Annotated in this window: 27 protein-coding genes and 1 tRNA gene; 17 read left to right on the top strand and 11 right to left on the bottom strand. The window is 73.1% G+C overall.

From position 1 onward, the window contains the following. Nucleotides 1-24: 24 nt before the first annotated feature. Nucleotides 25-465, bottom strand: a complete 441-nt coding sequence (locus FM110_RS01055) for a VOC family protein (RefSeq protein ID WP_087101837.1) — start codon at nt 463-465, stop codon at nt 25-27. A 175-nt stretch (nt 466-640) separates the two neighbouring features. Further along, a complete protein-coding gene (locus FM110_RS01050; RefSeq protein WP_087101835.1) occupies nt 641-1366 on the bottom strand; it encodes an SRPBCC domain-containing protein in 726 nt (241 codons plus the stop codon). Nucleotides 1367-1516: 150 nt separating this feature from the next. On the opposite strand from FM110_RS01050, the gene FM110_RS01045 reads away from it, so the two are divergent. The 8 genes from FM110_RS01045 to FM110_RS01010 all read left to right on the top strand — a co-directional run bounded on the left by FM110_RS01045 (nt 1517) and on the right by FM110_RS01010 (nt 9628). Further along, complete coding sequence (locus FM110_RS01045; protein ID WP_087101833.1) at nt 1517-2260, top strand: beta-phosphoglucomutase family hydrolase; 744 nt, start codon at nt 1517-1519, stop codon at nt 2258-2260. Then, nucleotides 2257-4785, top strand: coding sequence for a glycoside hydrolase family 65 protein (locus tag FM110_RS01040; protein WP_087101831.1), 2529 nt, complete (start codon nt 2257-2259; stop codon nt 4783-4785). The genes FM110_RS01045 and FM110_RS01040 overlap by 4 nt, the downstream gene beginning before the upstream one ends. Before the next feature lie 151 nt (nt 4786-4936). Then, nucleotides 4937-6091 carry a YihY/virulence factor BrkB family protein gene (locus tag FM110_RS01035; protein WP_234991821.1) on the top strand — a complete coding sequence of 385 codons (1155 nt, stop codon included), beginning with the start codon at nt 4937-4939 and terminating at the stop codon, nt 6089-6091. Beyond that, on the top strand, nt 6088-6654 hold the full coding sequence (def, locus tag FM110_RS01030) for a peptide deformylase (RefSeq protein ID WP_087101827.1): 567 nt from the start codon (nt 6088-6090) through the stop codon (nt 6652-6654). The genes FM110_RS01035 and def overlap by 4 nt, the downstream gene beginning before the upstream one ends. A gap of 181 nt (nt 6655-6835) precedes the next feature. Then, nucleotides 6836-7249, top strand: a complete 414-nt coding sequence (locus tag FM110_RS01025; RefSeq protein WP_087101825.1) for a QcrA and Rieske domain-containing protein — start codon at nt 6836-6838, stop codon at nt 7247-7249. Continuing rightward, a complete protein-coding gene (gene trmB / locus FM110_RS01020) occupies nt 7239-8171 on the top strand; it encodes a tRNA (guanine(46)-N(7))-methyltransferase TrmB (RefSeq protein WP_087101823.1) in 933 nt (310 codons plus the stop codon). Before FM110_RS01025 ends, trmB begins: the two co-directional genes overlap by 11 nt. Further along, entirely contained in the window at nt 8168-9193 is a 1026-nt protein-coding gene (locus FM110_RS01015) for an LCP family protein (protein WP_087101821.1), read from the top strand. The genes trmB and FM110_RS01015 overlap by 4 nt, the downstream gene beginning before the upstream one ends. A 48-nt stretch (nt 9194-9241) precedes the next feature. After that, nucleotides 9242-9628, top strand: a complete 387-nt coding sequence (locus FM110_RS01010) for a DUF4235 domain-containing protein (RefSeq protein WP_087101819.1) — start codon at nt 9242-9244, stop codon at nt 9626-9628. Nucleotides 9629-9813: 185 nt separating this feature from the next. On the opposite strand, the gene phoU is transcribed toward FM110_RS01010, so the two are convergent. After that, a complete protein-coding gene (gene phoU / locus FM110_RS01005) occupies nt 9814-10491 on the bottom strand; it encodes a phosphate signaling complex protein PhoU (RefSeq protein WP_087101817.1) in 678 nt (225 codons plus the stop codon). A 175-nt stretch (nt 10492-10666) separates the two neighbouring features. Here phoU and FM110_RS01000 point away from each other — a divergent pair, with 175 nt between their 5' ends. After that, nucleotides 10667-11863 carry a sensor histidine kinase gene (locus FM110_RS01000; protein ID WP_087101855.1) on the top strand — a complete coding sequence of 399 codons (1197 nt, stop codon included), beginning with the start codon at nt 10667-10669 and terminating at the stop codon, nt 11861-11863. A 4-nt stretch (nt 11864-11867) separates the two neighbouring features. Beyond that, on the top strand, nt 11868-12560 hold the full coding sequence (locus FM110_RS00995; RefSeq protein WP_087101815.1) for a response regulator transcription factor: 693 nt from the start codon (nt 11868-11870) through the stop codon (nt 12558-12560). A 117-nt stretch (nt 12561-12677) separates the two neighbouring features. On the opposite strand, the gene FM110_RS00990 is transcribed toward FM110_RS00995, so the two are convergent. After that, nucleotides 12678-13259 (bottom strand): hypothetical protein, encoded by a 582-nt coding sequence (locus FM110_RS00990; protein ID WP_200810137.1) that lies wholly within the window; start codon nt 13257-13259, stop codon nt 12678-12680. Nucleotides 13260-13457: 198 nt separating this feature from the next. Between FM110_RS00990 and FM110_RS00985 the strand changes: the two genes are divergently transcribed. Both FM110_RS00985 and FM110_RS00980 read left to right on the top strand, forming a co-directional pair. Then, nucleotides 13458-13940, top strand: coding sequence for a CarD family transcriptional regulator (locus tag FM110_RS00985; protein WP_087101813.1), 483 nt, complete (start codon nt 13458-13460; stop codon nt 13938-13940). Between the two features lie 26 nt (nt 13941-13966). Next, nucleotides 13967-14674 carry an IspD/TarI family cytidylyltransferase gene (locus tag FM110_RS00980; RefSeq protein WP_234991820.1) on the top strand — a complete coding sequence of 236 codons (708 nt, stop codon included), beginning with the start codon at nt 13967-13969 and terminating at the stop codon, nt 14672-14674. Nucleotides 14675-14719: 45 nt separating this feature from the next. Here the strand turns inward: FM110_RS00980 and FM110_RS00975 are convergent, their stop codons facing one another. Next, a complete protein-coding gene (locus FM110_RS00975; RefSeq protein WP_087101852.1) occupies nt 14720-15037 on the bottom strand; it encodes a hypothetical protein in 318 nt (105 codons plus the stop codon). 93 nt (nt 15038-15130) lie between these two features. Then, the gene (locus FM110_RS00970; RefSeq protein ID WP_087101811.1) at nt 15131-15892 is read right to left on the bottom strand and encodes an IspD/TarI family cytidylyltransferase; all 762 of its coding nucleotides are present in this window, start codon (nt 15890-15892) and stop codon (nt 15131-15133) included. A gap of 137 nt (nt 15893-16029) precedes the next feature. On the opposite strand from FM110_RS00970, the gene FM110_RS00965 reads away from it, so the two are divergent. Genes FM110_RS00965 through ilvA form a run of 3 tightly spaced genes read left to right on the top strand, consistent with a single transcriptional unit; the run spans nt 16030 to nt 18130 of the window. After that, nucleotides 16030-16323: a PTS sugar transporter subunit IIB gene (locus tag FM110_RS00965; RefSeq protein WP_087101809.1), complete on the top strand. Its 294-nt coding sequence runs from the start codon at nt 16030-16032 to the stop codon at nt 16321-16323. Beyond that, nucleotides 16320-16853: a 2-C-methyl-D-erythritol 2,4-cyclodiphosphate synthase gene (ispF, locus tag FM110_RS00960; protein WP_087101807.1), complete on the top strand. Its 534-nt coding sequence runs from the start codon at nt 16320-16322 to the stop codon at nt 16851-16853. Before FM110_RS00965 ends, ispF begins: the two co-directional genes overlap by 4 nt. Further along, on the top strand, nt 16850-18130 hold the full coding sequence (gene ilvA / locus FM110_RS00955) for a threonine ammonia-lyase IlvA (RefSeq protein ID WP_087101805.1): 1281 nt from the start codon (nt 16850-16852) through the stop codon (nt 18128-18130). The genes ispF and ilvA overlap by 4 nt, the downstream gene beginning before the upstream one ends. A gap of 29 nt (nt 18131-18159) precedes the next feature. On the opposite strand, the gene galE is transcribed toward ilvA, so the two are convergent. Both galE and FM110_RS00945 read right to left on the bottom strand, forming a co-directional pair. Next, nucleotides 18160-19152: a UDP-glucose 4-epimerase GalE gene (galE, locus tag FM110_RS00950; protein ID WP_087101803.1), complete on the bottom strand. Its 993-nt coding sequence runs from the start codon at nt 19150-19152 to the stop codon at nt 18160-18162. A gap of 94 nt (nt 19153-19246) precedes the next feature. After that, a complete protein-coding gene (locus tag FM110_RS00945) occupies nt 19247-20707 on the bottom strand; it encodes a GuaB1 family IMP dehydrogenase-related protein (protein ID WP_087101801.1) in 1461 nt (486 codons plus the stop codon). 103 nt (nt 20708-20810) lie between these two features. On the opposite strand from FM110_RS00945, the gene FM110_RS00940 reads away from it, so the two are divergent. Beyond that, the gene (locus tag FM110_RS00940; RefSeq protein WP_200810136.1) at nt 20811-22964 is read left to right on the top strand and encodes an LCP family protein; all 2154 of its coding nucleotides are present in this window, start codon (nt 20811-20813) and stop codon (nt 22962-22964) included. Nucleotides 22965-23021: 57 nt separating this feature from the next. Here FM110_RS00940 and FM110_RS00935 read toward each other — a convergent pair whose 3' ends face one another. Next, a complete protein-coding gene (locus FM110_RS00935) occupies nt 23022-24458 on the bottom strand; it encodes a mycothione reductase (protein ID WP_087101797.1) in 1437 nt (478 codons plus the stop codon). Then, nucleotides 24455-25063 carry a universal stress protein gene (locus tag FM110_RS00930; RefSeq protein ID WP_087101795.1) on the bottom strand — a complete coding sequence of 203 codons (609 nt, stop codon included), beginning with the start codon at nt 25061-25063 and terminating at the stop codon, nt 24455-24457. The genes FM110_RS00935 and FM110_RS00930 overlap by 4 nt, the downstream gene beginning before the upstream one ends. 188 nt (nt 25064-25251) lie before the next feature. Between FM110_RS00930 and FM110_RS00925 the strand changes: the two genes are divergently transcribed. Beyond that, on the top strand, nt 25252-26214 hold the full coding sequence (locus tag FM110_RS00925; RefSeq protein ID WP_087101793.1) for a hypothetical protein: 963 nt from the start codon (nt 25252-25254) through the stop codon (nt 26212-26214). A gap of 107 nt (nt 26215-26321) precedes the next feature. Here FM110_RS00925 and FM110_RS14015 read toward each other — a convergent pair. Continuing rightward, nucleotides 26322-26425 (bottom strand) — tRNA-Ser (locus FM110_RS14015). Nucleotides 26426-26813: the final 388 nt, after the last annotated feature.

Genomic DNA, 26813 nt, shown 5'->3' with positions numbered 1-26813 from the left:
GGCCGCGCCCTCGACCGCGCCGGATCAGGCTCCGGCGGCCGTCTCCTCGGCGGGGACCGAGATGTTGATCTGCCAGGACGTGCCGAAACGGTCGGTCACCGAGCCGTAGACGTCGCCCCAGATCTGGCGGTCCAGCGGCATGATCACGTCGCCGTCCTCGGCGAGGCGGCCGAAGGCCGCCCGCAGAGCGGGTTCATCGTCCCCGGTGAGGGCGAGCGTGGTGGCGTTGCCGAAGACCACCTCGATGGGGGTCTCCTCGATGACGTCGGACGCGGAGAGATGCACGTGCGCGCTCGTGAGCTCGGCGTTCATGACCTTGTCGAGGTTCGGGGAGTCGTCGGGGAGGGCGTGGAAGTCGCCGAAGGTGTGGACCACGAGATCCCCGCCGAACACCTCCCGGTAGAACTCCATCGCCGCACGCGCGGTGCCGGGGAAGTTGAGGTACGGGTGCAGGGCGTAGGCCATGGCGGGCTCCGATGCGTCAGGGGTCGGCGCGCCGGAGCCGGCGGGCTCGGCGTCATGCTACTGCCGCCGCCCGACAGACCGGGCCTCTCGCGCGCCGCCCTCGGAGGCTTCCCCGGGCAGGAGCGCCCGCAGGCAGGAGCGCCGCAGGCGAGAGCACCCTCAGGCGGGAGCAGCCTCAGACGAGGGCCGCGTCGACCGTCCCGCCGTAGGCGCGGGTGGTCTCGTTCTCGGCGCGCCGGGCCGCGTCCACGTCGGTCCCGGCGGCGACCGAGGCGGCCGCCCAGCGGATCGACCAGGCGCGCACCATGTCGGCCCCCTCGGACGAGGCGAGCCAGGCCGGGGAGGCCACCGGGACGTCGAGGCGCAGCTCGCGCCAGGCGCCCGTGCGGGCGACGAACCCCAGGATCGCGATGTCCCAGCCGATGCCGACGGCCCCGGGACCGTAGGCGTCGAACGTCGCCTCGGGTAGGCGCGCGATCTGCTGCAGCGTGAGACGCGAGGTGCCGTCCTCCTCGGGGTCCAGCCTGATCTCGAGCCGGTCGACGTTGTCCGCGTACTCCCACGTGAGGTCGAGCTGGTGCGGCGGCACCGCGGCGAGGACGCGCCCGTGGGCACCGCCGACGGTGCGGAACGCGCGCTCGCCCGCGCCGTCGGCCTCGGGCGTCGCGTCTGCGGCCGCGGACTCGCTCTCGGCGGAATCGGTCTCTGCGGGGTCGATCTCGACGGGTCCGTACCACTGCGCGAGACGGTCGGCCTCGGTGAGCTCGGGCCACAGCTCCGACGGGGCGCCGCCGAGCGTGGTGCGCAGGCGCGCCGTCAGGGCGACGGTGCCGTCGCCGCGCTCGACCTCGACGCTCCGGCTGACCGCGTCGACGATGCCGGCGATGCGGGATGAGGGCATGGGGATCTCCTCGTGGGCTGCCCGGGGATGCCGCGACCGGGATGCCTCCCGCGGGGCACGGGACGGCGCGGCCGACGCGATAGAGAGTACTCGCGCACACCCGCGCGCGACACCTCGGCTCCACGGTGCGACTGCCCCTAGTGTGGACGCATGGCCCTTGAGACCTCCCCCTCCGTGCCCGCCGACTCCGACCCGCGCACGCTGCCCGTCCACCTCTTCGACATGGACGGGGTGATCACCCCCACCGCGATCGTCCACATGCGCGCGTGGGAGCAGATGTTCTCCGAGGAGCTCGCCCGCCGCGGCGTCGCCGAGCCCTACACCGAGCAGGACTACTTCACGTACGTCGACGGCCGCCCCCGGTACGACGGGGTGCGTGCCTTCCTCGCCTCGCGCGGCATCGAGCTGCCCGAGGGCGAGCCGACCGATCCGGCCGCCGCCGAGACGGTGTGCGGCCTGGGCAACCGCAAGAACGAGCTGGTGCTGGCGATGATCCGCGAGCAGGGCGTGGCCCCCTACCCGGGCACCGTCGCCTACCTCGACGCGCTCGGCGCTCAGGCGCGCTGCGCCGTCGTCTCCAGCTCCCGCAACGCCGAGGAGGTGCTCGCGGGCGCCGGTCTGGCCGATCGCTTCGAGATCGTGGTCGACGGGAACGTCGCCGCGGCCCTGGGCCTGCCCGGCAAGCCCGCCCCGGACACCTTCGTCCACGCCGCTCGCGAGCTCGGCGCCTCCCCCGAGCAGGCCGTCGTCTACGAGGACGCGGTCTCGGGCGTGCGGGCGGGCGCGGCGGGCGGCTTCGGCGCCGTCGTCGGCGTCGACCGCGGGGCCGGCGCGGACGCGCTCCGCGAGGCCGGCGCGAGCATCGTCGTCGCGGACCTGGAGGAGCTGGCATGAGGGGCCACGTGACCGGCGATCCCGTCGACCGCCTCCTCCTGCCCGCCGATCCCTGGCGCCTCGTCGAGACGCGCCCCAGCGCGGGCGAGGGGATGCTCGAGACGATCTTCTCCCTGGCCAACGGCTACCTGGGCATGCGCGGCACCCCGTCCGAGGGGCGCCCCGCGGCCGAGCACGGCACCTTCATCAACGGCTTCCACGAGACCTGGCGCATCAACCACGCCGAGGCCGCGTACGGCTTCGCGACCACCGGGCAGACGATCGTCAACGTCCCGGACGCGACGGTGATGAAGCTCTACGTCGACGACGAGCCGCTCCTGCTCAGCGTCGCCGACATCGAGTCCTACGAGCGCTCGATCGACTTCCGCGACGGCGTGCTGCGCCGCGATCTCGTCTGGCGCATCCCGTCGGGCTCGCGCGTGCGGATCCGCTCCACCCGGATGGTCTCCTTCACCGATCGCCACCTCGCGCTCATGTCGCTCGAGATCACCATGCTCAAGGGCAGTGCTCCCGTCGTCGTGTCCTCGCAGATCATCAACCGCCAGGACGACTCCGACGAGTTCGGAGCCCAGGCCGGCACCTCCCCCAATCCCGGGGAGAAGGCCGACCCGCGCCGCACGACCGCGCTGTCGCATCGGGTGCTCGAGCCCACCGGGCACTGGCACAGCAAGCGGCGCATGCTGCTGGGCTACCGCACCGCGACGTCGGGCATGACCCTGGCCGTCGGCGCCGATCACCTCGTCGAGTGCGACGCGGACGTCGAGCGCCTCATGTCCACCTCCAAGGACCAGGGCCGCATGGTCGTGCGCACGCGGATCACCGAAGGGCAGACCCTGAGGATCCGCAAGGCCGTCGCCTACCACACGTCCCGCTCCGTGCCCACGCGCGAGCTCTTCGACCGCTGCCGCCGCACCCTCGACCGGGTCCGCGAGACCACGTTCGAGGCGCTCGAGGCCGAGCAGCGGCAGTACCTCGAGGACTACTGGACGCGCACGGACGTGGAGGTGCCCGGCGACGACGGCCAGCAGCAGGCCATCCGCTGGTGCCTGTTCCAGCTCGCCCAGGCCGCGGCCCGGGCCGATCAGCAGGGCATCCCCGCCAAGGGCCTGACGGGCTCCGGCTACGAGGGCCACTACTTCTGGGACACCGACGTGTACGTGGTCCCGTTCCTCACGTTCACCTCGCCGCAGTGGGCGCGCAACGCCCTGCGCTTCCGCGTGAACCTGCTGCCTCAGGCCCGGGATCGCGCCCGCGAGCTGGCCCAGCGCGGCGCCCTGTACCCGTGGCGGACGATCAACGGCGAGGAGGCCTCCGCCTACTACGCCGCGGGCACCGCGCAGTACCACATCGACGCCGACGTGGCGTACGCGATGGCCACCTATGCGGACATCACGGGCGATGAGGGCTTCGCCGCCCGGGACGGCGCCCGGGTGCTCGCGGAGACCGCGCGCATGTGGGCGGACCTCGGGTTCTGGCGCTCCAACGGCGCTCAGGACTTCCACATCCACGGGGTCACGGGGCCCGACGAGTACACCACCGTCGTCAACAACAATCTGTTCACCAACGTCATGGCGCGCTTCAACCTGCGTCGCGCCGCCGAGGCCGTCACCGCGCTCGCCGAGCGGGATCCCGCGGCCCACGCCGCGCTGGTCGCCGAGCTGGACCTGCACGACGGCGAGCCGGAGGAGTGGCTCGCATGCGCCGACGGCATGGTGATCCTCTTCGACGAGGCGCTCGGCATCCATCCGCAGGACGACCGCTTCCTGGAACTTGAGCTGTGGGACCTGCCCGCGACGCCGGAGGAGGCCTTCCCGCTGTTCCTGCACTACCACCCGCTGGTCATCTACCGCTTCCAGGTGCTCAAGCAGGCCGACGTCGTGCTGGCCCTGTTCCTGCAGGGCGCGGACTTCACCGCGGAGGAGAAGCTCGCGGACTTCGAGTACTACGACCCGATCACGACGGGCGACTCGACCCTGTCGGCCGTCGTGCAGTCCATTGTCGCGGCGGAGGTGGGGCACCAGAAGGCGGCGCTCGAGTACTTCCGCGACGGCCTGTACGTGGATCTCGCGGATCTGCACCGCAACACCTCCGACGGCGTGCACATCGCCTCGGCCGGCGGCGTCTGGAACTGCCTGGTGCACGGTTTCGGCGGCATGCGCCATGATCGCGGCGAGGTCTCCTTCGACCCCCGCCTGCCCGCCTCGTGGCCCGAGCTGCGCTTCCCGCTGACCATCCGCGGCTCCCGCATCCGGGTGACGGTGCGGCGCCGCGCGATCTCGTTCGTCCTCGAGACGGGCGAGAGCGTCGAGGTGACGGTGCGCGGCGAGCGGGTGCGCGTGACCGCCGAGGGCGTCGAGGTGCCGCTGGCGGATCAGGGCCCCCTGCGCGATGATTCCCGTCTCGAGGAGTCCCCGGCGATCGGCGACCACCGTCCGGACGGCTCGATCATCACCTCGGGTCTGCCCGCCGACCCCGACTCGCCGTGGGAGTTCCCCGTCAGCGCGATCGAGGACGAGACCGCCTGACCCGCGCGCGGACCGCGCCGCACCCGCCCGACCTGCCACGCCCCGTCCCGATCCGGAAGCCGATCCCATGCCCCGTTCCCGTCCCGTTCCGCGCGGCGCCTCCCGCGACGCGCGGAACGGACGCGGCGGGGCGGAGATCGCGCACCCCCGGGTGAGCATCTGGCACGTCGCCGGGAGGGTGCGGATGCGCCTGCTCGAGATCCAGGTGTGGGATGTGGGCGCCACGATGTCGTTCTACCTCCTGCTGTCCGTGCTGCCGGCGGCCATCGCGGTGGTGTCCGTCGTGAGCCTGCTGGGCTTCGAGGACCGCACCGTCGAGACCGTCGGCGAGCTGATCACCGAGATCTTCCCGACCGTCGACCCGTACCCGTATGCGAGCGCCCTGCTGGCCCTGGCCCGCACGGGCGGGGGCGTCCCCGGGATCCTGCTGGGCACGGCGGGCGCGGTGCTGTCGGCGTCCAACGGCGTCGCCGCCTTCCACCGGGCGCTGCACCGCGTGTACGACACCCGCGAGGGCCGTCCGTTCCTCCGCTTCCGCGCGATCGTCGTCGGGGAGACGGTGGTGCTGCTGTCGATGGCGATGCTCGCGACCGCCGTGATCGCGGTGGGCGGCGAGTGGTCCCAGCGCCTGGGCGACCTCGCCGGCGTGGACCGCGCGGCCTTCGCGCTCTGGAACCTCGTGAAGTGGCCGCTCCTGCTGGTGATGATCACCCTGGCCGTGTCGCTGTCCTACTACCTGTTCCCGAACATCCGCCTGCCGCGGTACCGCGTGATGAGCCTCGGCTCGATCATCTCGGTGCTCGTGCTGTTCGCCCTCGCCCTCGTGGCCGGGCGCCTGGCCTCGCTGCTCACGCGGGTCTCGGACGTCCTGCCGGCCATCAACGGCGCGATCGCCGTGCTGCTGCTGGTGTGGCTGGCGTGCATGGTGATCATCGGCGGGGCGGCGCTCGACGCGGAGTTCCTGCGCGCCCGCCAGATCGCGCTCGGCCTGCCCGCCTGGGAGCGGATCCTCGTCGAGCCCCAGGAGCGCCATTCCCTCGACTTCTTCGAGAGCGCGCGGCAGCGGAGCATGGAGCTCGAGCGTCCCGTGGCCGAGGCCGCCCGGGACGGCAGGGCGCTCCCCCGCCGGCGCGGCCTGCACGTGGTCGACGCCTCGAGCCCGCTGGCCGTGGACCCGTCCGCGCGGTCCGCCCGGGCGATCCTGGCCGCCACCGCGGACGAGCCGAGAATGATCGACGAGCAGCCCACCGTGGACAGCACGAGAACGACGGACGACCCGACGACCCGCCGAGGAGACGACGCATGACCATCCGCCCCATCACGATGATCGGCCACCGCGCCCTCGACCAGAAGGCCCGCCGGGTCCGGGAGGTCACCTGCGAGCTCCGCGCCCTCGTCGAGGACATGGTCGCCACGAGCGCGGCGGCCTCCGGCGCGGGCCTCGCGGCCCCGCAGGTGGGTGCCCGCTGGCGGATCTTCGTCTACTCGTGCACCGACGCCGACGGCGTCCTGCGCTCCGGTCACGTCATCAACCCGGTGCTCGAGCGCTTCGGGCCGCTCGAGCTCGACGAGGAGACGATCAAGGGCTGCCTCTCCGTGCCCGGCGAGGGCTTCCCGACCGCTCGGCATCGCGGCGCGCGCGTGCGCGGCACGGATCTCGAGGGCCGCGAGGTCGAGATCGCCGACGAGGGCGGGGTCCTCGCCCGCTGCCTGCAGCACGAGGTCGACCATCTCGACGGGCGCCTCTACCTCGACAGGTTGAGCCCGGCGCTGCGGCGCGAGGCCCTCGACGCCGTGCGCGCCCGGGGCTGGCGCGAGAAGGGCCTGCTGTCGTGGGACCCGACCGAGCTGACGCAGGACACCGTCTGAGGGTCATCATCGGGGCCGGACCGGACGAGCACCGCACCGCGCGGGTCTCGCGCTCCTGCTGCGCCGGGCACCGGGCTAGGCTTCACCTGTGATCGATCCTCAGAGCTCCGCCTCGCCTGCCTCCTCCCGTCCCGCCTCCGCCGCTGCATCCGGCGACGCGGCGACGCCGTCTGATCGCACGATGACGCGCCGCCGCGCCCTGGGCGCCCTCGGCCTGGGCACCGGCGCCGTCTGCGGCCTCGCGGCCTGCGGACCGGAGGACGAGGGCTTCGGCAACGCCGACCCGGTGCGCGCCACGGACGACGCGATCGCCCTGTCCGAGCTGCCCGAGAACGCCACGACCCTCGTGAACTTCGGCGGCGAGCGGCCGTTCGTCGCGATCGTCCGCGGAACGGGCGAGGACATCACCGCCTTCTCCGGCTACTGCACGCACCAGGGCTGCGCCGTCGCGATGGCGGGCGAGGAGCTCCAGTGCCCGTGCCACGGCTCGACGTTCGACGCGAAGACCGGCGAGGTCCTGTCCGCTCCGGCCGCCTCGCCCCTGCCCCCGGTCGCCGTCGAGGTCGACGGCGACGTGCTGCGCCGTGTCCGCTGAGCACGACGCCCCCCCTTCCGGCCACGTCGCCGCGCTCCCGCGCCGCGACATCGTCTCGTTCGTGCGGCGCGGCTCCCGCCTGACCCGCAGCCGTCAGCAGGCCTGGGACCGCTCGCACGAGCGCTGGGTGCTGGACCTGCCCCAGGGCGAGCGCGACACCCTGCCCGCCCCGGATCAGCGCCTCGACCTCGAGCGCGTGTTCGGCAGGCGGGCCCCGCTGGTCGTGGAGATCGGCAGCGGCCAGGGGGAGAACATCGCCGCGGCCGCGGCCGCGCATCCCGAGCGCGACCACCTCGCCTTCGAGGTGTACGTCCCGGGCATCGCCCAGACCCTGATGCGTCTCGAGCAGGCCGGCTCCCCCGAGAACGTGCGGATCCTCCCGCTCGACGCCCTGCATTCCCTGCCGATCCTGCTGGCGCCCGGCTCGATCACCGAGGCGTGGATCTTCTTCCCGGACCCCTGGCACAAGTCCAAGCACCACAAGCGGCGCCTCGTGTCCGAGCCGCTGCTGGACGTGCTCGATCCGCTGCTCGTCGACGGCGCCGTCCTGCGCTGCGCGACGGACTGGGCCGAGTACGCCGGGCACATGCGCCGCGTCCTCGACGCCGATCCGCGCGTCGAGAACCTCTTCCCGGACGGAGCGCGCCCGACGGGGACCGCCTCCGATCCGCTGCCCGAGGACCTCCCGCGCGAGGGCTGGGCGCCGCGCTTCGAGGGCCGCGTGCTCACGAGCTTCGAGCGCAAGGCGCACGACGCCGGGCGCCTCGTCTGGGATCTCGCCTACCGTCGGCAGGAGCTGCCCGGCACCGCTGCCGTCGCGCCTCCCGCATCCACCGCGACCGCCGCGCCCCGCGGCCTTGAGAACACCGAGTCCTCCCGCCCCGAGAACACGGGGTCCGCACACCCCGAGGAGCAGCCATGAGCAGCATCGACGACGACGGCACGCCGCCGGAGGCGGGCGCCGCGAGCGCGACCGGGCACCGCCCCCGCCGTCGACGCCGCCGGATCCTGATCGCCCTGGGTGTCGTGGGCGCGCTCGTGCTGGCCGGCTGCGCCGTCGTGGGCGGCTACTTGTACACGCTGCAGGACTCCTTCTACTCGAAGTCCACGCAGGTGGCGCTGCCGGAGAGCACGCACGCGGACGGGGAGGGCGAGAACTACCTGCTGCTCGGCTCCGACAAGCGCGACCCGGACTCCGCCGAGGCCCAGACCGTGAAGGGCCAGCGCTCCGACGTCATGATGCTGGTCCATGTGAACGCGGATCGCACCCAGGCGTACGTCATCTCGTTCCCCCGCGACCTCTACGTCGACATCCCCGGGCACGGCAGGAACCGCATCAACTCCGCGCTCGCCTTCGGGGGGATTCCCCTGGCCGTGACGACGGTCGAGGACTACACGGGCGCGCGGATAGACGATGCGGCCCTCATCGACTTCGACGGCGTCGAGGGCCTCGTCGACGCCCTCGGCGGCGTGGACGTGCAGGTGGACCAGTCCTTCGAGGGCGACGGGGTGCAGTTCACCCAGGGCACGCAGCACATGGACGGCGCGACCGCGCTCACCTTCGTCCGCCAGCGCAAACAGCTCGAGGACGGCGACTTCGCCCGCAACCGCCACCAGCAGGCGCTGCTCGCGGCGATCGCCGCGAAGATCATCTCGGCGGACACGCTGTCGAACCCGATCGCGATCCGCGAGCTCGTCGACACGACCGCCCCGTTCATGACGGTCGACGAGGGCCTGACCCCGAGCGCGATCGCGTCGACCGCCTACGACCTGCGATCGCTGCGCTCCTCCGACATCCGCTACCTCTCCGTCCCCCACGCCGGCCCGATGACCACCGACGGCGGCGCGAGCGTCGTCGGCACCGACGAGGCCGGGATGGACGAGCTGCGCACGGCTCTCCAGGAGGACGACATGGAGGGGTACTACTCTTCTCACTCCGGGTGAGGCGCTGACCGCGTCCCCCTCTGTTCCGCATCGACCGCAGGAGGTTCCATGCCCGCAGGATCGCCCCAGCCCGCCAATCCGATCGTCAAGGTCGCCGTCGCCGTCGCGGGGACCCTCGCGGCCATGGCCGCCAACCAGTTGCTCGAGAAGGGCTGGGGGGCCGTGTTCGGCGAGCGGCCCCCGAGCGAGAAGATGAGCAAGCAGAGCGCGAAGGCCGTCAAGGCCGAGAAGAAGTCCGCGAAGAAGGACGGCGCCACCAAGCAGGAGATCGCCGAGATCTCGGACCCGATGGACGACTTCCCGGTGTGGAAGGTGGCCCTGTGGACCGTCCTGTCGGGCGTCGCCATCCAGGGGCTGCGCCTGCTGGCCGAGCGCGGCGCCCAGAAGGGCGCGGCCAAGCTCGTCACCCGTCGGCCCCGCCCCAACCGCGGCTGATCCCGCGCGAGGCTGTCCGCTCGTCGCACCCCTCGCGGCACCCCTCGCATGCGCGAAGGCCCCGTTCCCACCGCGGTGGGAACGGGGCCTTCGGCGTCATCGGGCCCGTGGACGCGGGCCCGCGACCCCGGGCTGCGGCCTCGGACCGGCGGAGGCTTCCCCGCGGTCCGGTGCCGACGTCCGCCTCAGATGACCTCGACGTCGGTGGCGACCGACCGGGGGTCGAGGGTCGAGCCGGTCACGAGGAAGCCCACGCGGCGGACGAGCGAGACCGCGTGGTCGCCCATGCGCTCGTAGAAGCGGCCCAGGAGCGTCAGGTCGGTGATCTGGGCGGCGCTGTAGGACTCGCCCTGGGAGGCGAGACGGCCGTAGACGGACTGCATGAGGTCGTCGATCTCGGCGTCGCGCTTCTCCACCTGCGCGGCCAGCTCGAGGTCGCGCTCGGCGATCACGGCGGCGGCGTCATGGATCGCGGCGACCGTCAGCTCGCCCATCCGCTCGAAGTCCGCCCGGTCGGCCTCCGGGAGGACCGGATCGGGGTGACGGCGACGGACGATGAGGGCGACGTGCTCGGCGAGGTCGCCGGCGCGCTCGAGCGAGGAGCTCATGCGCAGGGCGGAGACGAGGACGCGCAGGTCGGTGGCCACGGGCGACTGCCGGGCGAGGAGGTCGACGGCCATCTCGTCGATGTCCACCTGCAGCTCGTCGAGGTGCACGTCGGCGGCGATGACCCGCTCGGCGGTCGCCAGGTCGCCGTCCAGCAGGGCGGTCGTCGCGTCGCGCACCGCCGTCTCGACCTGCGTGCACATCTCGATGAGATTGCCGCGGATCGTCTCGAGATCGGAGTGGAAAGCCTCGCGCATGGGTGATTCTCGCTTCTCGTCGGGGGTGGGCGTCCGTCGACCGGACCGTCCGGCATCACAGTCTGGCAACCGTTGGTGAACGAACAGGAGAGCCCCGGTGAACTCCTGCGGACCAGTGTTCCTGCTCGCAGGGGCCACGGTGCGCAGGCGCGCGGGCTGGCCCTAGTCTGTGGCGGTGCCATCCGCTCTGCTCCTGCTGCTGGCCGTGGCCATCGGCGCCCTCATCGGCGTCGGGGCGACGGTGGCGCTCGTGCGCCCTCAGCGCCGCCAGGGCACGGTCCCGCAGTACCCCGAGCCCGCGATCCCCGAGCCCGCGGCCGAGGTCCTGTCGATCCTGTCCTCGGCCTACGTGGTCCTCGACTCCTCGGGCGATGTGCTGCGCGCCTCCCCGCTGGCGTACTCCTACGGCCTCGTGCGCGCGGGCGGCACCGACTACCCGCGCCTGGCCAACCGCACCCTGATCGAGCTCGCGAGCGATGTGGGCCGCAACGGCGGCTTCCGCGACGAGCGCATGACGCTGCCGCGGTCGAACCGGGGCGACGGCGAGGTCGTCATGGACGTGCGCATGGGCGCCCTCGGCTCGCGCGGCGTGCTCCTGCTGGCCGATGACCTCACGAGCGCCGAGCGCGTCGAGGCCACCCGGCGCGACTTCGTGGCCAATGTGTCCCATGAGCTCAAGACGCCCGTCGGGGCGCTCACCCTGCTCGCGGAGACCATGGAGGACGCGGCCGACGACCCCGACGCGGTGCGCCGCTTCGCCGAGCGCATGCAGACGGAGTCGCGCCGCCTGTCGAACCTGGTGCAGGAGATCATCGAGCTGTCGCGCGTCCAGGGCACCTCGGCCCTGCCCGATGCCTCGCCCGTCGAGATCGACGACGTGGTGCGCGAGTCGCTCGCGGCCAACCGCAACCTCGCTCTCGGCTCGGGCATCGAGGTCAGCGTCGGAGGGGACACCGGGTTGCGGGTCTTCGGCTCCGCGGCGCGCCTGACCACCGCCCTGTCGAACCTGATCTCCAACGCGATCGTCTACTCCGAGCCGGACACGCGCATCGGCGTCTCCGTGCACCGCACCCGCGGGATGGTGGAGATCGTCGTCAAGGATCAGGGCATGGGGATCTCGCCGGAGGACCTGGGCCGCATCTTCGAGCGCTTCTTCCGCGTGGACAAGGCCCGCTCCCGTTCGCGCGGCGGCACCGGCCTGGGCCTGGCGATCGTCAAGCACATCGCCTCCGACCACGGCGGCGACGTGACGGCCTGGTCGAAGCTCGGCGAGGGCTCGACCTTCACCCTGCGCCTGCCCGAGATGGGGCGCACGGGCACCATCGAGTCGAGCGCGACCGGTCGCCCGGTCGCCCTGGAGCTGGAAGACTGAGGACATGACGCGCATCCTGATCGTCGAGGACGAGGAATCCTTCTCCGACCCGCTGTCGTACACCCTGCGCAAGGAGGGCTACGAGGTCGCGGTCGCGGACGCCGGCACGGACGGCCTGCGGATCTTCACCGCGCACGGCGCCGACCTGGTGCTGCTGGACCTCATGCTCCCGGGCATGAGCGGCACCGAGGTGTGCCGGGAGATCCGCCGCACCTCGAGCGTGCCGGTCATCATGCTCACCGCGAAGGACGACGAGTTCGACAAGGTCCTCGGGCTCGAGCTCGGGGCCGACGACTACGTGACCAAGCCGTACTCGTCCCGCGAGCTGCTGGCCCGCATCAAGGCCGTGCTGCGGCGCCGCCAGGAGGCGCCGGAGGAGGCCGACGAGGCGGAGCTCGGCGCGGCGGGCATCACGATGGACGTCGAGCGCCACGTGGTCACGGTGCGCGGCGAGGTCGTGGCGCTGCCGCTCAAGGAGTTCGAGCTGCTCGAGCTGCTGCTGCGCAACGTCGACCGCGTGCTCACCCGCGGCCAGCTGATCGACCGGGTCTGGGGCTCCGACTACGTCGGGGACACCAAGACCCTCGACGTCCACGTCAAGCGCCTGCGCGCGAAGATCGAGGTGGACCCGAAGAACCCCGTGCATTTGGTGACGGTCCGCGGCCTGGGCTACAAGTTCGAGTCCGCCGAGAGCTGAGACGAGACGAGAGCTGAGACGGGCGCCGTCGAGAGCCGACGCCCCGACGGGCATGAGCGAGGGCCCGGGACGGATCACCGTCCCGGGCCCTCGCGCATGTCCTCGAGGACGCGGGGCTCAGCCCTCGTCGTCGCTCTCGGCGGTCGCGGACGCTCCGCCGTCATCGGTCGCGTCTCCGGCGTCGGAGGCGGCGCCGCCGGCATCGGAGGCCCCGCCCGCGTCGGACGCTCCGCCGTAGTACTCGAGGGAGCGGTCCAGCACGGGCATCGGCGAGGAGGCGTCCTCCTGGCCCTCGGCCGTGACGGTCAGCTCGACCATGGAGCCGGGCTTCACGGCCAGGCCCGAGGCGGTGACCTGCTGGGCGCCCTCGGCGCCGATCTGGGTGACGCCATGTGCGGGCACGGCGACGGTGGCCTCGAAGATCGGGGCGCCCTCGTAGCTGCCGGTGAGGGTGAGCTCGCCGTCCTCGGCGGTCGTGTTGGTGGCCGTCGCGTACAGCGTCGCGGAGCCGGACTCGTCGACGACGAGCACGGCGTTGCGCACGCCCAGCCCGGTCTCGTTGATATTGACGCCGTCGGCCGCCTGGTAGAAGTCGTGCGTCTGGGTGTCGTTGAGGTAGGCGCAGCCCGTGGCGGTCAGCGCGAGCGCGACGGCGGCGAGGGGCAGGGCGAGGCGGCGGGGGCGGCGCACGGACTTCACGGGCTCTCCTGGGGAGGTCAGCGACCACGGGTCGCAGGACGGGGGCGGGACGAGGCGCTCGGGCTTCGTCGCCGGGCCGCCCCAGGGTATCGCACAGCGTGTCAGCACGAGGGGCGATGCCCGAGGTCCCGCGAGAGCGGCGGATATTAGCACAACCCTGCGATGCTAGACTCGATCCGACGAAAGGGGCCCAGTCACATGACTTTTGCCGTCGGCGAGACCGTTGTCTACCCGCACCACGGTGCCGCGCTCATCGAAGAGGTGAAGACCCGCACCATCAAGGGCGAGGAGCGCACCTACCTCAAGCTCAAGGTCGCCCAGGGCGACCTCACGATCGAGGTGCCGGCCGACAACGTCGATCTCGTCGGCGTCCGCGACGTCGTGGACAAGGAGGGCCTCGACGAGGTCTTCGAGGTCCTGCGCCAGCCGTACACGGAGGAGCCCACCAACTGGTCCCGCCGCTACAAGGCGAATGTCGAGAAGCTGGCCTCGGGCGACGTGAAGAAGGTCGCCGAGGTCGTGCGCGACCTGTGGCGCCGCGACAAGGACCGCGGGCTGTCCGCGGGCGAGAAGCGCATGCTCTCCAAGGCCCGGCAGATCCTCGTCTCCGAGCTCGCGCTCGCGGAGAAGACCGACGAGACGCACGCCGAGTCGATCCTCGACGAGGTCCTCGCCTCCTGAGGCGAGACGCCGCTCCCCCGGCCGCCGTGGCCGCTCCCCCGATCCTGCCCGTCGTCCTCGCGCTCCCGCGCGCGGACGACGAGGACGTGCCAGCGCTCCTGCCGCTCGGCGGGCCCACCCTGCTGCGCCGCCTGCTCGGCCCGCTCGAGCAGGCGACCGGACACGGGCCGCTCGTCGTGACGTCCCCGGGAGCGCTCCGGGAGGTGTCTCGCGAGCTGGGCGGCCGCGCGCGCGCCCTCGCGGCGGACGGCGGCCCCCGGTTGCGCATCCTGGCGCAGGCTCTCGAGCATCTCGGCCCCGGGCCCGCCGATCAGATCGTCCTCGTGCACGAGGCCGAGCGCGCCCTGACCCCGCCCGCCACGGTCCGGGCGGTTCTCGATGCGCTGGACGGCGCGGAGACGGACGCGGCGGTCCCCGGGATCGACGTGACCGACTCGGTCAAGCGGCGCGGCGAGCACGGGCTGCGCAACGTTGACCGTTCCGCGCTGAGGACCCTGCAGTGCCCGCGCGCGCTGCGGCGGGGACTGCTCGAGGAGATCCTCGCGGCGCAGGCGACGGACCCGACCCTGCCCGATGACGAGATCCGCGCCGCCCTGCACCTCGGCGCGGCCGTGCGGGTCGTCCACGGAAGCCACCAGGGAGCGCCCGTCCTCGACCGCCTGGGGCTCTGGCAGGCGCAGATCGCCCTGGGCCTCGCGCGGGACACCTCGCCCGCGCCCCGCCGCGGAGCCTGAACTGTCGACGCCTGATCTGTCGGGACGCCCGGCCCGGCGCGGTGGCTAGCGCTCGCCGCGACGGCGGTTGCGGTGCACGGTGAGCACCTCCTCGGCCATGCGCAGGGGCTTGGACAGCATCCGCCCGGGCAGGCTCGTCGTCGAGGACAGCGGATGGTCGCGGAACACGGACGCCAGGCGCCGCGGCTTGGTCGCCACGCGGTCGCGCAGGTCCGGCAGGTAGTCCTCGCTCACGTCCAGCCGGGTCACGGCACCGCAATGGGTGCACACGATCTGGGTGACGAAGCGGCCCGCGTACACGACCTCGTGCTCGGCCTCCCGATCGCACACGGTGCACCGCAGGTTGCTCTCCTGGACCGCCATCGCCGACACCCCCGTCCGTCCGCACTCCCTGGGGCCGCACCCCGGTCCCGCCCCCGGGACGTGACCGGGGTCTCCCACACTATCGTGCGCCGCTCAGCCCCACCGGGGCGAGAGGCGCTCGGCGGCCACCACGTCCTGGGCCAGCAGCAGGTCCTGCGCGTAGGTGATCTTGAAGTTGGTCTCCTCGCCGCGCACCCACGTCGTCGCGATGTCCGTGTACTGCTCGGCGCACGACTGCGTATCGGTGCCCACGAAGGCGTCGCGCGCGGCGGCCTCGTAGGCGTCGAGGATCGCGTCGGCCCGGAAGCCCTGCGGGGTCTGAACGCGCAGGAGCTCGTCCGCGTCGACGGCGGTCGGGGCGAGGAAGCCGTCGGCATCCGCGACGGCGACGTCGTGGACGGGGATCGCGGGGACCGCGCCCCCGGACTCCATCGCGGCGTGCAGCACGGCGGCGATCAGACCGTGGGAGACGAGCGGGCGCGCCGCATCGTGGATCAGCACCGTGTGCACGGTGCCGGCGTCAATCCTGTCGGCCAGGCGCCGCAGCGCCATCAGCTCGGACTCCTGGCGCGTCGCGCCGCCCGAGATGACCTCGACCCGTCGGCGCAGTCCGCGCTCGACGACGGCCTCGGCATGGGCGCGGTCCTCGGGGCGCACGACGAACACGAGCGGCCCGATGCCCTCCACCGATGCCATGGTGGCCAGGCTCCAGCCGGCGATCGCGCGCCCGGCGAGCGGGAGGAAGGCCTTGTTGATCTCGGCGCCCAGGCGCGAGCCGGTCCCGCCCGCGAGCACGACACCGGCCGCGCCGCCCGCTCGGGCGCGGCGCGCACGGGGTCCACGGGGTGTGCTCACCCGGGAATCCTAACGACCCGTCTCCCCCGCCGCCGCCCCGGCAGCCCTCGCTCCCTCCCCGCGGTGGCCGCTCCCGGCCCCCCGTGCGAGAATCAGCCGTCGTCCACATCACACCCCATCGCGCCCAGGAGGCCCTGATGCCCACTATCGCCATCGTGTGCGGCGCCGGCGTCGCCACCTCCGCGGTCATCGCCGAGCGGGTCCGCGAGCACGTGCAGGACCGCCCCGGACCCGTGCGCGTCGTCCAGGCCACCGTGATGGATCTGCTCTCCCCCGACTTCCGCGCCGACCTGGTCGTCTCGACCGTCTCGATCCCGCCGGCGCTCGGCATCCCCGTCGTCTCCGGCATGCCGGTGCTGCTGCACACCACCCCCGGTGTCACGTACGACGACATCGACCGCCTGCTCGACCAGCTGGAGAACGCCCAGTGACCCCCGCGGCCCTCCCGGTCCCGCGGGTGGGCATCGGCACCGACGTCCACGCCTTCGCGCCCGAGGACTCCGAGCGGACCCTGTGGATCGCCGGGCTCGCCTGGCCCGGCGAGCGCGCGCTCGAGGGGCACTCCGATGCCGACGTCGCCTGCCACGCCGCCTGCGACGCCCTGTTCTCGGCCGCCGGCATCGGCGACCTCGGCGCCCACTTCGGCACCTCGCGCCCCGAATGGGCGGGCGCTGCCGGGTGCGCGCTGCTGGCCGAGGCCGCCCGCCTGGTCCGCGCGGCCGGCTTCGAGATCGGCAGCGCGGCCATCCAGGTGATCGGGAACCGGCCACGCCTGTCCGCCCGCCGCGCCGAGGCCCAGGCCGTCCTCGCCGAGGCCCTCGGCGCGCCCGTGGGCCTGTCGGGGACCACCACCGACGGCCTGGGGCTGACCGGGCGCGGCGAGGGGATCGCCGCGATCGCCACCGTCGTGATCGTCCCCGCCGCCACCGCCCCCGCCGCATCCGGAGAGGACCCCGCATGACCTCCCCCGCCGTCCCCGCGCCCGTCACGGCCGATGACGTCGACCGGGCCCGCGAGCGCCTCGGCGCCCTCGTGCGCCGCACCCCTGTCGAGCTGTCGGAGCGGCTGTCCGAGCTCGCGGGCGCGCCCGTCTGGCTCAAGCGCGAGGACCTCCAGGCGGTGCGCTCGTACAAGCTGCGCGGCGCCTACCTGTTCCTCGACTCCCTCGACGAGGAGCGCCGCGCGGCCGGGGTCGTGGCGGCGAGCGCGGGCAACCACGCCCAGGGCGTCGCCTATGCCTGCCGGGCCCTGGGCATCGACGCCCGCATCTACGTCCCCACCACCACGCCGCGGCAGAAGCGCGAGCGCATCGTGGCCCTCGGGGGCGAGCGGGTCGAGCTGGTGATGACCGGGGACGCCTTCGACGACGCGGCGGCCGCGGCGGCCGCCGACGCCGCGCGCACCGGCGCCGCCCTCGTACCGCCGTTCGACTCCCCCGTCGTCATGGCCGGTCAGGGCACCGTGATCGCCGAGGCGATGGAGCAGGTGCGCGAGGACAACGGCCGCGAGATCTCGAGCGTCGTGCTGCCCGTGGGCGGCGGCGGCCTGCTGGGCGGCTGCATGGCCTGGCTCGCCGAGCGCGCCCCCGAGGTCCACGTCCTGGGCGTCGAGCCCGCGGGCGCGGCGTCGATGGCGGCCGCGGTCCGCGCCGGGGAGCCCGTGACCCTGGCGGATCTCGAGCGCTTCGTCGACGGTGCCGCGGTGCGGCGGGTGGGCGAGCACCCGCTCGCGACGGTGCTGGCGCACCGCCCCCGTCTGGGCGTGGTCGACGAGGGCGCCGTGTGCACCGAGATGCTCGCGCTGTACCAGGTCGACGGGATCATCGCCGAGCCCGCGGGCGCCCTGGCCCCCGCGGCCGTCGCGACGGGGCTCGTGCGCGACCCGGGCGAGGGCGGGATCCTCGTGGTCCTCACGGGCGGAAACAACGACGTCTCCCGCTACAACGAGGTGGTCGAGCGCTCCCTGGTCCACGAGGGCCTCAAGCACTACTTCCTCGTCACGTTCCCCCAGGAGCCCGGTGCGCTGCGCCGCTTCCTGCACGACGTCCTGGGCCCGGAGGACGACATCGTGCTGTTCGACTACATCAAGCGCAACAACCGCGAGACGGGGCCCGCGCTCGTGGGCCTCGAGCTCGGCGCGCGCGAGAACCTCGAGCCGCTGCTGGAGCGCATGGCCGCCTCGTCGATGGAGATCGAGCGCATCGACCCTGCCGGGCCGATGTACCGCTACCTCACCTGAGCAGGACGCGCCCGCGGAGCGCGCATGCCTCAGGCCTGCGCGCCCTCGGCCTCCGCCTTCTTGGCGCGGCGAGCCTCCACGTCGGAGACGACGATGTCGTCGAGCGTCTTCGTCGAAGTCCAGCCGAGGGTCTCGCGGATGCGATCGGTGGAGCAGACGAGACGGGCGGGGTCGCCCGCGCGGCGCTCGCCGATCTCGGGGGTGATCTCCTGGCCGGTGGCGCGGGCGATCGCGTCGATGACCTCGAGCACGCTCGATCCCTTCCCGGTGCCGACGTTGAACACGCGGTGCGGGCGGTCCTCCCCGCGCAGGTACTCGAGGGCCTGGATGTGGGCGTCGGCGAGGTCCACCACGTGCACGTAGTCGCGGATGCAGGTGCCGTCGGGGGTGTCGTAGTCGTCGCCGAAGACGACCGGTGTCTTCCCGTTCTCGAGCGCGTTCAGCACGATCGGCACGAGGTTCATCACCTGGGTGTCGGCGCAGACGGGCCAGCCCGCCCCGGCGACGTTGAAGTAGCGCAGGCCGACGGTGCGCAGGCCGTGGGCGCGCTCGGCGTCCTCGAGCATCCACTCGCCGATCAGCTTGGTGCGGCCGTAGGGGTTGATGGGCGAGGGCGTGAGCTCCTCGGTCACGAGCTCGACGTCCGGCATGCCGTAGACGGCGGCCGAGGAGGAGAACACGACGTCGCGGACGCCGGCGTTCTCGCAGGCGGACAGCACGTTGGCGAGGCCGGTGATGTTGTCGCGGTAGTACATCTCGGGCTGCTGGACGCTCACGCCCACCTGCTTGTGGGCGGCGAAGTGGATCACCGAGTCGGCGCCCGAGGCGCGCAGGTGGAAGGCGAGCTTCTCCGCCGCGTCCGGGGCCGTCACGTCGAGCCTCACGAGGTCGGCGCCCTCGACGCGCTCGGCGAAGCCGGTCGACAGGTCGTCGACCACGACCACGTGCTCACCCCGCTCCAGCAGAAGGCGCACCACGTGCGATCCGATATAGCCGGCACCACCGCTCACGAGAGTCGTCATGCGCCCCAGGCTACCGCCCGCAGGTCGCCTCGCGCGAGCACCCGCGCCGAGGTCCCCGGGACGGTCCCGGGGACCTCGGCGGCTGCGGCGGGGGTCAGCTCCAGGACGTTGCGACGGGGCGGCCCTCGGCGTAGCCCGCGGCGCTCTGCAGGCCGATCACGGCGCGCTCGCGCAGCTCGTCGAGGTCGGCGGCGCCCGCGTACGTGCACGAGGACCGCACCCCGGCGGTGATGGCGTCGAGCAGGTCCTCGACGCTGCCCGCGCCGTCGGCCAGGTACATGCGGGAGCTCGAGATGCCCTCCTCGAACAGCGACTTGCGGGCGCGCGCGAACGCGTCCTCCCCCGCGGTGCGGGAGGAGACGGCGCGCTTGGAGGCCATGCCGAAGCTCTCCTTGTAGCGGCGGCCGCTCTCATCGGCGTGCATGGCGCCGGGCGACTCGAACGTCCCCGCGAACCAGGAGCCGATCATGACGCTCGAGGCGCCGGCGGCGAGCGCGAGGGCGACGTCGCGCGGGTAGCGCACCCCGCCGTCGGCCCAGACCCGGCCGCCGAGCTCGCGCGCGGCCGCGGCGCACTCGAGGACCGCGGAGAACTGGGGGCGCCCGACGCCGGTCATCATGCGCGTGGTGCACATGGCGCCCGGGCCCACGCCCACCTTCACGATGTCCGCGCCGGCCTCGATCAGGTCGCGCGTGCCCTCAGCGGTGACGATGTTGCCGGCGACCACGCGCACGGCCGTGCCCTCGCGCGGGCCCAGCAGCTCGCGCACGGTGCGCAGCGCCTCGATCATCCGCTCCTGGTGGCCGTGGGCGGTGTCGAGCACGATCACGTCGGCGCCGGCGTCCACGAGGGCGCGGGTGCGGGAGGCGACGTCGGCGTTGATGCCGACCGCCGCGGCGATGCGCAGGCGGCCCCCGTCGTCGAGGGCGGGGCGGTAGATGGTCGAGCGCAGCACGCCGCGGGCGGTGAGCACGCCGCGCAGCACGCCCGAGGGCTCGACGACGAGGGCGGCCTCGTGGTGGGTCGCCGAGATGCGGGCGTGGACGGCGGCGGGCTCGCCCGCGGCCTCCTCAGGCGTCAGCGACAGGAACTCGGCGCTCATTACCTCGTCGACGGGGGTGAAGACGTCGACGCCCGCGAGCTCGGCCGGTGACACGATCCCCAGCGGACGGCGCTGCTCGTCGATCACGGTGACGATGCCGTGCGGGCGCTTGTCCAGCAGGGCGAGGCCCTGGCCAACGGTGCCGCGGGGCGAGAGCGTGAGCGGATGGTCCACCAGGACGTCCCGCTCCTTGATTGAGCGGACGATCTCGACGAGACGGTCGAGCGCGAGGTCCTGCGGGAGGACGGCCAGGCCCCCGCGGCGCGCCATCACCTCGGCCATGCGGCGTCCGGAGACCGCCGTCATGTTGGCCGCGACGATCGGGATCGTCGTCCCCGTGCCGTCGTCGGAGGCGAGATCGACGTCGAAACGGCTGGTCACCGCGGAGCGGGAGGGCAGGAAGAAGCAGTCGTCGTAGGTCAGGTCCGTGGCGGGCTCGTGGATCAGGCGCATGGGCCCAGGGTACGGGGATGGCCCCCGGAGGCATCCCGGATCCTCACGAGATCTCCATCGCTGTCAGCGGATATGCACGCCGCGGGTCCGTAGGATGACGCGCATGACCGAGCACAGCTGGGCCCGGCGGCGCCCCCGTGCGCCCCGAGGCCGCCACACGGCGCGCCCCGGCGCGAGGCCGTCGCGGCCGTCGGACGCGGCGGGCGGCCGCGAGGCGCGCGCCCGCGCTTTCGGCGACATCTCGCCTGCGCCGAGCCCGGCCCCCGCAGCCGAGGAGCCGGCGCTCAGCGCCGAGCAGCCGACCCCCGCGGACCCCGCACCCGAGCAGGAGGCCTGGACTCCGGCGACCGCCGGGCCCGACGACTCGCCTGAACCCGCGACCGAGGCGCTCGCCCCCGTCGATGCCGGGCCCGCCGCCCGCGAGGAGGACGCCGCGCCGGCTGACCGTTCCGAGGCCCCGTCGGCCCCGGCCCCTCGCCGCGCTGACGACGCCGATGGCGCCGCTCCTGCCGCGGACGCATCGGCGACTGCCGCTGCGCGGCGCCCCCGTGCCGCCGACCAGAACCGCTCCGTCTCCTCCCGCCATCGCGGGGCCCCGAAGAAGTCCACGGGCGCTGCGGCCGCCGCACGGGCGCGGGGCCGTCGCCGCGCCGAGTCCACCGCCCCCGGTTCCTTGGGCCGCGCCGCGGGCTGGACCGTGCTGACCGCGCTGGTGCCCGGCACCGGCCTGCTGACGACGCGCATGCGCGCGGCGGGGATCGTGATCCTCTCGACGCTCGTGCTCGGCACGCTCGGCGTCGTCGCCTGGTTCCTGCTCGGGGACCCGGTCCCCACGCTGCTGGGCCTGGCCTCGAGCCGGGCCGTGGTGATCGGCGTGCTCGCGGCGGCGATCGTCGTCGGCCTCATCTGGTGCGCTCAGATCCTCCTGGCCAACCTGGCGCACAACACGAAGGAGCGCCTGCAGGGCGCGCGCCGGGCCGTGTCTACCCTGCTGGCCGTCCTGCTGGTGGGGACGGTCGCCGCACCGTTCGCCCTGGGCGCCAACGGCCTCTACTCCGCGCAGGGGTTGCTGGGCAACACGGACGTCTTCGGCGGCACCGACAACGGGAAGATCGCCGCGGGCAAGGATCCGTGGGCCAACACCGAGCGGTTGAACATCCTCATGCTCGGCCAGGACGCCGGCGCCGACCGCAGCGGCACGCGTCCGGACACCATCATGGTCGCCTCGATCGACACCAAGACCGGCCGCACCGCCCTGTTCTCCCTGCCCCGCAACCTCCAGTACGTGCGCTTCCCCGAGGGCACGCCCGAGGCGCAGGCCTTCCCCGAGGGCTTCGACGCCTTCGGCGAGAACGAGAACCTGCTCAACGCCGTGTGGGCCTGGGCCGAGCAGAACAAGGAGCTCTTCCCCGGCGACCCGAACCCGGGGCTGACCGCCACCCGCCACGCCGTCGAGCAGACCCTGGGCCTGAGCATCGACTACTACGCGATGGTCGATCTCAAGGGCTTCGAGGACCTCGTCAACGCGATCGGCGGCGTCGACATCAACGTCGAGCGGAAGATCCCGATCGGCGGCGGCACCAACCAGTCCACGGGCGGCAAGTACCCGATCACCGGCTACATCGAGCCGGGCGAGCAGCACCTCGACGGCTACCACGCGCTGTGGTACGCCCGCTCCCGCGAGGGCTCGGACGACTTCAACCGCATGTGCCGCCAGCAGCGGATGATCCGCATCGTCAGCGAGGAGGCGGACCCCGTGACGCTCGCGCTCGCCTTCCCGCAGCTGGTGACCGCGACGGAGAAGAACATCGAGACGGACGTGCCGTCGGCGCGCCTCGACGCGTTCGTGACGCTCGCCCAGCGCGTGCAGAAGGCGGGCTTCACGTCCTACCCGATCACGCACGAGGTCGACGCCCCCGGCGCCGACACCTGGGGCAGGGGCGGGCATCCCGACTGGGACTACCTCCACCAGTGGGTGCAGGCCTCGATCCACGATTCGATGACCTCGGTGCAGGCCGAGTCCGTCAAGGGCACCGAGCCGAGCCCGGCGCCGAGCACGATCGCCCCCACCGAGAGCGCCGCGCCCGCCGAGGAGTCCGCGAGCGCCGAGCCGACGGAGGAGGGGTCCGGTGACGCCTCCGCGCAACCGAGCGACGAGGCCACGGATTCGTCCGAGGCGCCTGCCGCCACGACGACCGAGCCGACGATCGACGAGGATCCGCTGAAGTCCTGCCTCCCGGCGGACGAGAAGAGCTGACGCCGACGCGGACCGCGCGCGGAAGGATGCACGAGCGCGCGGGCGGCGGACCCGGCGTCAGTCGGTCAGCTGCAGCAGGGCGTTCTCGACGAGCTCGGGCAGCGCCGGATGGATCCAGTACTGCGTGCGTGCGATGTCCCGGGCGCTCTGTCCCAGGCTCATCGCCTGGACGAGCGGCTGGATCAGCACGGTCGCCTCGGGGCCGATGATGTGGCAGCCCAGCAGCTCCGCCGTCTCCGCGTCGGCGATGAGCTTGGCAAAGGAGGTCGTGTCCTCGAGTGCCCAGCCGTAGGCGATGCCCGCGTAGTCCTGGCGGGCGACGCGGATCTCCCGGCCCTCGCGGGAGGCGTGCTCGCGAGCCTCGGCCTCGGTGAGCCCGACGGCGGCGATCTGCGGGGCCCCGAAGATCCCGCGTGGCACGGGCATGGTGTCGGAGCGGCGCAGGTCGCTCGGGTGGAGGACGTTGTGGCGCACGATCCGCTGCTCGTGGTTGGCGACGTGCTTGAGCTGGTGGGGCGAGGAGAGGTCGCCGAAGGCCCAATGCCCCTCGATGACGCGTCCGGCCGGGTCCAGCACCCGCTGATAGGGGTCGACGCGCACGCGCCCGTCGTCCTCCAGGCCGATGCCTCCCGCGGCCGCGTCCAGCAGGTCCGAGTTCGGGCGCCGTCCCGTGGCCACGAGGATCTCCTGGGCCTCGATGGTCTCCTCGCGCCCGTCGCGCGTCCCCGTGATCCGCACGCCGTCAGCGGTACGGCGCACGGCGGCGGTGGTGAAGCCGGTGACGACGCGGCAGCGCTCGGCCAGGCGCGCGGTCGCGGCCGCGGCGATGTCGGCGTCCTCGCGGCGCAGGAGCAGGGCGGAGCGGGCGATGACGGTGACGTCGACGCCCAGGGCGCTGAGCACGTGGGCGAGCTCGACGGCGATCACGCCGGAGCCGAGGATCGCGAGCGATGCCGGGAGCTCATCGACGCGCATGATCGTGTCGGAGGTCAGCGGGGCCGCCTCGGCGAGGCCGTCGATGCCGGGGATCGCGGGCCGTGAGCCGGCGCCGAGCACGAACGTGTCCGCCGTGATCTGCTCGAGCGTCCCGTCGGCGAGCTCCACCTCCATCGCGCCGGGCCCGGTGAAGCGGGCCGTGCCGCGCAGCAGCGTCAGGTTCGCGTTGTCCTCGTGCTCGGCGCGGTAGGCCAGACCGCCGCGGGAGATGGGGTCGATGCGGTCGGCGAAGATCCGGTCGCGGATCGCCGGCCAGTCGACGCCCTCGAGACGGGCGCGGACGCCCAGGCGCGCGGCCTCGGCGGGCGCGATCGCGGCGTCGGCCGTGCGCACGAGCATCTTGGTGGGGATGCAGCCGACGTTCAGGCAGGTGCCGCCGAAGGCGCCGTCGGGGCCGACGCCGCGGTCGATCTGGACGATGCTGCGGTCGGCGAGCTCCGGACCGGGGAAGGAGTTGGCCGAGCCGGAGCCGATGAGCGCGATGTCGTAGTGGGTCACTCCGACAGGCTACGCCCGCCCTCCTGAGCGTCCGGCGAGTCGTCCACGGGGCCCTGCGACTGGGCCGGAGCGGCCTCGGCGTCCGGTCCGCCGGGTGCGCCGAGGTCGTCGGCGATGCCCTCGGCATCGGCCTGCGCGAAGCCGATCGGGTCCTGCGGCACGACCACCACGGGGCGGTTATGCCGGTGGGCGAGCTGCGCGGCGACGGAGCCGTTGAGGGCCTCCCTGACCATGCCGCGCACGCCCTCCCGGGTGCCGAGGACGAACATGAGCGCGTCGATCCGCTCGGCGAGCGCGGTGAGCTCCCGGGCGGGGGTGCCGATGCTCGTGAACGGGGCCCACGGGACGCCGTGGGGCTCGACGGCCTCCTCGATCACCCGCACCAGTCCGGGCGGCATCTCGACGGGCGGGTCGCTGGGGGTGATCGCGCGCATCATGCCGAGGTAGCCGGCGGGGGCCTCCCCCAAGCCGTACGGGTCGGGGACGATCATCGCGCACACGAGCGTCGCGTCGAACTGCGAGGCGTACCAGGCGGCGGTCTCGATGACGTGGCGGGAGCGCTCGTCGACGACTCCCACGACGATCTTCCTGCGACTCTCGGTCATGGCTCCTCCTGCGGTCGGGCGGGGGTACCGCCTGCCCGGGCCCCATCGCCCCGGCGTGCCTCCAGTCAACCGCGCCCCCGGATGCGACGCAACGCTGAAGGTCCCTGGTCGCGGGGCATGCCGCCGGGCTCCGGCCGCGCGCCGGTGGTACGTTCGCAGAACCCGGACCCGACCCCAGGAGATCCCCCATGGCCCGCTCCTCGACCGACCGTCCCCGCCCGATCGGCTACGGCTCCCGCCGCCTGCAGTGGCTCACGGTGGTCGTCGGCTTCCTGTTCTTCCTGACGCTGCTGGCCGAGGGCACGATCCTCGTGCTGCGCGCGAAGGACAGCGCGCTGACCATGCCGGCCGCCGCGGCCCAGGGCGGCGCGGCGCCGCTGTGGATCGCTGTGGCGACCGCCGCCGCCGTGCTGCTGGGCGGAGGGTCGATGCTGCTGGGAGCCGCCTGCGTCGGCCGCTACCGCTTCCTCGCGAAGGTCGCGGGCCTGCTGCTGTTCTGCGGCGCCGGACTGCGCCTGGCCTGGCCGCTGCTGCTGGACCTGTTCACCCGTGAGGGCACGCTCGCCTCCGGAAAGATCCTGGGCACGCCCGTGCTCGGCACGACGACGGACGGCACCGCCGTGCCCGGGGCCCTCATCCCGGCCACGATGGTCGATGACCTCCCCCTGTTCGCCGTCGCCGCCGCGGCGCTGCTGACGTTCCTGGGGCTCGTCGGCCTCGTCATCACCCGCCCGCGCCGCCTGAATCCCGACTGGGGCAATGAGCGCGCCGTCTCCGAGGTCTTCGACGACGAGCCGCGCACCGCGCGCCTGTCCGACGACCGCCGTCACGCCCCCGCCCCGCTCGCGGATACGGGAGCCGCGGGCGGCGGCAGCGCGGCGGGAGGAGCCGGTGGCGCCGCGGGTGCGGCGGCGTCCGGCGCCGATCCCGCGGGAGCACCGAGCACTGAGGAGCCGTCCACCATGCGCATCACCGTCGACGAGTCGCCCCGCACCCCCGTGGTCGCCCACAGCGAGGACCCGCGCACCGCACCGATGATCCCGCTGGACGACGAGTACCCCGATGCAGGCGCCTCGGACGGCGAGGTCTCAGACGCCGACAGCGGGTCGCGCCGCGTCGACGGCGACGCTCTCGGATCGCGCGGGTTCTGAGAGCCTGACGCCAAGGCACCGATCGGCCCCGTTCCGCACGTCGCGGGACGGGGCGGATCGGCGTCTGGGGACGAGCAGCGTTCCGGGCGCGCACAGGCCGCCCGCAGTGGGCCCCGTGGGGATCGAACCCACGACCCGCGGATTAAAAGTCCGCCAGTGCATGGGTAGCAGAATATGTCGGAGCAGGTCAGGAAACTCGCACTGTTGGCCCACAGCTTGGCAGACGCCATCGCGTTGCTGTCATCGTTGCTGTCATTCCCCGACAACTCGCGGGACAACCCTGCGCACAAGTTAAGAGCCGACGAGAGCCCGGCCACCTCCGAGGTACTCACCAGGCTCTCCAATGGCCGGCCCGCGACGAGCCGTAACGCCGTCGACACGTACGAGCACGGGCAACCTCCCCAACGAATCACTCGTGAACAGTGCTATCCATGTGCCCTGATTAACTAGGCATGCCCTACCGGAAGCCACTCGCACGTAGCCGGCGGAGCACCTGTCCCGCGTCAAGTAGTTGGCAGGATTTCCTTGGTTTTGAATGTCGGGGTGGTGGGGTCGGCCAGGCCCAGGTGCACCTCCTTGGGCCGGTTCCATGAGATGGC

It is taken from the genome of Brachybacterium nesterenkovii (genome assembly GCF_900163655.1).
GTDB classification, from domain to species: Bacteria; Actinomycetota; Actinomycetes; order Actinomycetales; family Dermabacteraceae; genus Brachybacterium; species Brachybacterium nesterenkovii.
This window is presented reverse-complemented; position numbering and strand designations above follow the sequence as displayed.

What these genes read in the sequence shown, in the direction of transcription:
- phoU (WP_087101817.1), bottom strand. Translation starts at nt 10,491, where the DNA reads ATGCGCGAGGCTTTCCACTCCGATCTCGAGACGATCCGCGGCAATCTC.
- FM110_RS00965 (WP_087101809.1), top strand. Translation starts at nt 16,030, where the DNA reads ATGCCCACTATCGCCATCGTGTGCGGCGCCGGCGTCGCCACCTCCGCG.
- FM110_RS00925 (WP_087101793.1), top strand. Translation starts at nt 25,252, where the DNA reads ATGGCCCGCTCCTCGACCGACCGTCCCCGCCCGATCGGCTACGGCTCC.
- FM110_RS00945 (WP_087101801.1), bottom strand. Translation starts at nt 20,707, where the DNA reads ATGCGCCTGATCCACGAGCCCGCCACGGACCTGACCTACGACGACTGC.
- FM110_RS00975 (WP_087101852.1), bottom strand. Translation starts at nt 15,037, where the DNA reads ATGGCGGTCCAGGAGAGCAACCTGCGGTGCACCGTGTGCGATCGGGAG.
- FM110_RS01010 (WP_087101819.1), top strand. Translation starts at nt 9,242, where the DNA reads ATGCCCGCAGGATCGCCCCAGCCCGCCAATCCGATCGTCAAGGTCGCC.
- FM110_RS01050 (WP_087101835.1), bottom strand. Translation starts at nt 1,366, where the DNA reads ATGCCCTCATCCCGCATCGCCGGCATCGTCGACGCGGTCAGCCGGAGC.
- FM110_RS01045 (WP_087101833.1), top strand. Translation starts at nt 1,517, where the DNA reads ATGGCCCTTGAGACCTCCCCCTCCGTGCCCGCCGACTCCGACCCGCGC.
- FM110_RS00930 (WP_087101795.1), bottom strand. Translation starts at nt 25,063, where the DNA reads ATGACCGAGAGTCGCAGGAAGATCGTCGTGGGAGTCGTCGACGAGCGC.
- FM110_RS00940 (WP_200810136.1), top strand. Translation starts at nt 20,811, where the DNA reads ATGACCGAGCACAGCTGGGCCCGGCGGCGCCCCCGTGCGCCCCGAGGC.
- FM110_RS01040 (WP_087101831.1), top strand. Translation starts at nt 2,257, where the DNA reads ATGAGGGGCCACGTGACCGGCGATCCCGTCGACCGCCTCCTCCTGCCC.
- FM110_RS00985 (WP_087101813.1), top strand. Translation starts at nt 13,458, where the DNA reads ATGACTTTTGCCGTCGGCGAGACCGTTGTCTACCCGCACCACGGTGCC.
- FM110_RS01055 (WP_087101837.1), bottom strand. Translation starts at nt 465, where the DNA reads ATGGCCTACGCCCTGCACCCGTACCTCAACTTCCCCGGCACCGCGCGT.
- galE (WP_087101803.1), bottom strand. Translation starts at nt 19,152, where the DNA reads ATGACGACTCTCGTGAGCGGTGGTGCCGGCTATATCGGATCGCACGTG.
- def (WP_087101827.1), top strand. Translation starts at nt 6,088, where the DNA reads ATGACCATCCGCCCCATCACGATGATCGGCCACCGCGCCCTCGACCAG.
- FM110_RS01025 (WP_087101825.1), top strand. Translation starts at nt 6,836, where the DNA reads ATGACGCGCCGCCGCGCCCTGGGCGCCCTCGGCCTGGGCACCGGCGCC.
- FM110_RS01015 (WP_087101821.1), top strand. Translation starts at nt 8,168, where the DNA reads ATGAGCAGCATCGACGACGACGGCACGCCGCCGGAGGCGGGCGCCGCG.
- FM110_RS00995 (WP_087101815.1), top strand. Translation starts at nt 11,868, where the DNA reads ATGACGCGCATCCTGATCGTCGAGGACGAGGAATCCTTCTCCGACCCG.
- ilvA (WP_087101805.1), top strand. Translation starts at nt 16,850, where the DNA reads ATGACCTCCCCCGCCGTCCCCGCGCCCGTCACGGCCGATGACGTCGAC.